4 protein-coding genes and 1 pseudogene are annotated in these 4,441 nt (G+C 64.4%); 4 read left to right on the plus strand and 1 reads right to left on the minus strand.

Features of this window, described 5'->3' with window-relative positions; translation table 11 throughout:
* The 4 genes and pseudogenes from Q1J95_RS14815 to pstB all read left to right on the plus strand — a co-directional run.
* Positions 1–408, plus strand: a pseudogene (locus tag Q1J95_RS14815) (substrate-binding domain-containing protein); the annotation flags it as partial.
* 101 nt (positions 409–509) lie between these two features.
* On the plus strand, positions 510–1,487 hold the full coding sequence (pstC, locus tag Q1J95_RS14820; protein ID WP_300268963.1) for a phosphate ABC transporter permease subunit PstC: 978 nt from the start codon (positions 510–512) through the stop codon (positions 1,485–1,487).
* A gap of 1 nt (position 1,488) precedes the next feature.
* Positions 1,489–2,571: a phosphate ABC transporter permease PstA gene (gene pstA / locus Q1J95_RS14825; protein WP_300268965.1), complete on the plus strand. Its 1,083-nt coding sequence runs from the start codon at positions 1,489–1,491 to the stop codon at positions 2,569–2,571.
* Between the two features lie 26 nt (positions 2,572–2,597).
* A complete protein-coding gene (pstB, locus tag Q1J95_RS14830; protein ID WP_300268968.1) occupies positions 2,598–3,377 on the plus strand; it encodes a phosphate ABC transporter ATP-binding protein PstB in 780 nt (259 codons plus the stop codon).
* 28 nt (positions 3,378–3,405) lie between these two features.
* Here the strand turns inward: pstB and Q1J95_RS14835 are convergent, their stop codons facing one another.
* The gene (locus tag Q1J95_RS14835; RefSeq protein ID WP_300268970.1) at positions 3,406–4,290 is read right to left on the minus strand and encodes an aminotransferase class IV; all 885 of its coding nucleotides are present in this window, start codon (positions 4,288–4,290) and stop codon (positions 3,406–3,408) included.
* Positions 4,291–4,441: the final 151 nt, after the last annotated feature.

Consider the following 4,441-nt stretch of genomic DNA (forward strand, 5'->3'; position numbering starts at 1 on the left):
ACCGCCGGCAACGGAGCCATCGGCTTCGCCGACGCGTCACAGGTCGGCGACCTCGGTCAGGTTCACGTCGAGGTCGACGGCGAGTACGTCGCGTACTCGGCAGAGGCGGCATCCAAGCTCGTCGAGAACTCGCCGCTGGTCGAGGGCCGTGGCGAAGGCGACCTGGTCTTCGACGTCGACCCGGCTGCTGCCACCGGTGGCGCCTACCCGATCGCCCTGGTCAGCTACCTGATCGGCTGCGAGCAGTACGAGGACGAGAACACCGCTGCACTGGTCAAGGCGTACTTCGAGTACATGGCCAGCGCTGAGGGCCAGACGGCTGCTGAGGCGAACGCCGGCAACGCCCCCATCTCGGACGGACTGCGCGAGCAGGCTCTGGCCGCGATCGACCTGATCCAGGTCGGCTGATCACCGATAATTGAGGTCGATGCCCTCGCGTCCTGAACGGGCGCGAGGGCATCGACGAGCACGGCCCTCCATCCCGACTCCTCCCGCCCGAAACGGAGATCATGAGTACGACCGAGCAGGCACAGCGCGAGCCGGTACGAAGCGCGCGACCGATGCCCATCAAGGCCAAGCAGAGACTCGGCGACCGCGTCTTCTCCGGAACAGCACTGGGCGCAGGAATCGTCATCCTGATCGTCCTCGCGGCGGTCGCCACTTTCCTGATCATCCAGAGCATCCCAGCCTTCGAACCCGACACGAGCGACAACCACATTCTCAACGGGCAACCGTTCTGGGCATACGTGTGGCCGCTGGTCTTTGGCACCCTCTGGGCATCGTTCATCGCTCTGCTGCTCGCCGCGCCGATCTCGATCGGCATTGCCCTGTTCATCTCGCACTACGCGCCTCGAAAGCTTGCTGCGACTTTGGGCTACGTCATCGATCTGCTCGCAGCCGTACCCTCTGTCGTGTTCGGGCTGTGGGGCGGGCTCGTACTCGCCCCGCTCATTCAGCCTCTCTACGCGTGGCTCAATGCGAATGCGGCTTGGGTGCCCTTCTTCGGGGGACAGGTATCCCCCACTGGCCGCACGATCCTCACCGCGGCCCTCGTACTGACGGTCATGATCATTCCGATCATGACCGCGATCTGCCGCGAAGTGTTCTTGCAGACGCCCACACTTCACGAAGAGGCCGCCCTCGCCCTCGGCGCCACACGCTGGGAGATGGTTCGCATGGCAGTGCTGCCGTTCGCTCGGGGTGGCATGGTGTCCGCGGCCATGCTGGCTCTCGGACGCGCCCTCGGCGAGACGATGGCCGTGACGATGGTGCTCTCACCGTCGGCCGTTGTCAGCTTCCTGCTGCTCACCTCAACGAACCCGACACCGATCCCGGCGAATATCGCGCTCGCGTTCCCCGAAGCCCATGGCACTGGCGTGAACACGCTCATCGCGACCGGCCTGATCCTGTTCATCGTGACCTTCGCGGTCAACGCCGCGGCTCGGTGGATCGTCGCCCGCCGCGCCGAGTTCTCAGGAGCGAACTGACATGACCGTCCTCACCGCTCCCGCACCCTCGGCATCGCTCACCTCCGGCAGGCTCCCCAAGTGGGCCCCCTGGGGCCTGCTGCTGGTCTCCTTTGTGATCTCATTCACGATCTTCGGTGTTGCAAGCGTCGGACAAAACCTCGCCGACTTCAACATCGTCGGAGCATCGATCGTCGGCATCCTGATCTACATGGTGTTGATCACGACGATCTCAACGATCGCCGAGAGCCGCCGCAAAGCCGTCGACCGGCTGATGACAGCACTCGTTGCGACTGCCTTCCTTATCGCCCTGCTGCCGTTGATATCCGTGCTGTGGACAGTGGTCAGCAATGGCCTTGAGCGTTTTGATGCAGAGTTCTTCAGCTATTCGATGCGCAACGTCGTTGGCGAAGGCGGTGGCATCGTTCACGCGATGTGGGGCACGCTCATGGTCACCATGGTGGCAGCGGTCATCTCGGTGCCGATCGGCCTGATGACCTCGATCTACCTCGTCGAATACGGTCGCGGAAAGATCGCCAAGGCGATCACGTTCCTCGTCGACGTCATGACGGGTATCCCCTCGATCGTTGCCGGTCTCTTCATCTATGCGGTGTTCGCGCTGATCTTCGGCCCCGGCATATCTATGGGCTTCATGGGTGCGCTCTCGCTGGCCGTGCTCATGACGCCGGTGGTGGTGCGCGGCAGCGAAGAGCTGCTGCGCATCGTTCCCAATGAGCTGCGTGAAGCGTCCTACGCGCTAGGCGTCCCGAAGTGGCTGACGATCCTCAAGGTCGTTCTGCCCACCTCGATCGCCGGAATCATGACCTCGGTGATGCTCTCGATCGCACGAGTCATCGGCGAAACAGCACCGCTCCTACTCACAGCCGGCTTCACGGCGAGCATGAACCTCAACATTTTCGACGGTCAGATGATGACCCTTCCGGTGTTCGCATACAACCAGTACATGAACCAGGGCACCAGCCCCGACTCTGCTGTCGCCCGTGCGTGGGCCGCTGCACTCACGCTAATCCTCATCGTCATGGTGCTGAACCTGCTCTCGCGCCTGATCGCGAAGTGGTTCGCCCCGAAGACCTCCGGCCGCTGAGCCGTACCTGACCCGAAGGAACTCCCGTGTCCAAGAGCATCGAAGTCAACGACCTGAACGTCTACTACGGCGACTTTCTCGCGGTAGAGGGCGTCTCCCTCGAGATTCAGCCGCGCAGCGTGACGGCGTTCATCGGCCCGTCCGGCTGCGGCAAGTCGACCTTCCTGCGCACGCTGAACCGCATGCATGAGGTCATTCCCGGCGCCCGTGTGCAGGGTGAGGTGCTCCTCGACGGCAAAGACCTCTACGCGCCCGGCGTCGATCCTGTGCTGGTGCGTCGCCAGGTGGGCATGGTCTTTCAGCGCCCCAACCCGTTTCCGACGATGTCGATCAAAGAGAATGTACTGGCGGGTGTGAAGCTCAACAACACGCGCATGTCCAAGAGCGACCAGGATGACCTCGTCGAGAAGGCACTCACGGGCGCGAACCTGTGGAACGAGGTCAAAGACCGCCTCGACCGGCCCGGCTCCGGCCTGTCGGGTGGTCAGCAGCAGCGTCTGTGCATCGCCCGCGCGATCGCCGTCTCGCCCGAGGTGATCCTCATGGACGAGCCGTGCTCGGCCCTCGACCCGATCTCGACCTACGCGATCGAGGAGCTCATCAGCGAGCTGAAGAACGAGTACACCGTGGTGATCGTGACGCACAACATGCAGCAGGCATCCCGCGTCTCCGACAAGACGGCATTCTTCAACATCGCCGGCACCGGCAAGCCCGGCAAGCTCATCGAGTACGACGACACGACCGCGATCTTCACCACGCCCTCGGTGCAGGCGACCGAAGACTACGTCTCCGGCCGGTTCGGGTAATCCGCCCACGGCAGCCAGACGGCCCCACTCAGTCGCGCGGCGACAGCAGATACGCGTTGAGCTGCTGCGTCAGCTCTCGATCCGCGACAACCGAGACGTCGTCGATCGCGGTGACCGCCACGGCAAGGCGCACGCTCGAGACGAGCCACGCGGCATCAGCGCGAGACAGTTCAGAGGCCGCGATCCGCTCATATTCGACGTCGAAGCCTCGTCCACTGAGGTACTCGTAGACGCTCAGCTGGGTCGTGCCATGCAGGATCCCGCCGGTCGGCGCCGGGGTCACGAAGCGGTCACCGAATCGAAGGATGAGCGAAGCCGTGGGCGCTTCGAGCACGAATCCGTCGCTGGAGAGGAAGATCGCGTCGTCAGCGCCCCTGCGGCGCGCCTCGCGCAGCGCCGCCATGTTCACCGCGTACGACAGCGTTTTGGCCCCCAGCAGCAGCCAGGGCGCCCGCTCGGCGGCGCTGAGGTCGTATCCGCGATCGAGGGTCACCACCCGCACACCGCGCTCGCGCACAGCGGAGAAATCCGATGCCGGCGCAGCCGTCACCCAGGCCGTCGGGGTGGGTCCGTGCTCTACGCCGCGACTGAGGATCAGCTTGATCACCGACTCCCCGGCACCACACGCGGCCTCCGCCGCGGCGATGGCTTGACGCCACTGCTCGCGGTTGGGCTCGGGAAGATCGCACAGCCGTGCGGAGTGCGCCAGTCTCTCGAGATGAGGCAGCACCTCCTGCGCGTGCTTGTCGACGACGCCGATCGACTCGAAGACGCCGTCGCCGCGCTGCGTGCTGAGCTCTCCGACGCTCAGCGCCGGCGCCGAGGCATCCACCATCGTGAAGGTGTCGGCGTAATCGGTTCGCTCAGCGGCGGCATCTGCGGGATCGATCATCAGAGCGAAGCGCTGGGTCATGCAACGACTCTACGTCGCACAGCCACGGGGGAATACTCACGCGATTCGGGCGTTACAATGGAGTAGCCGGGCCGCATAACCCCGGGCTCCAATTTTTGCCGCTTCGAGCGGCCTTCCGCCGAGAGGCGTTCTTGCGGCCCGGTCTTTCTCT

This window comes from Microbacterium sp., assembly GCF_029263575.1.
Taxonomy (GTDB): domain Bacteria; phylum Actinomycetota; class Actinomycetes; order Actinomycetales; family Microbacteriaceae; genus Microbacterium.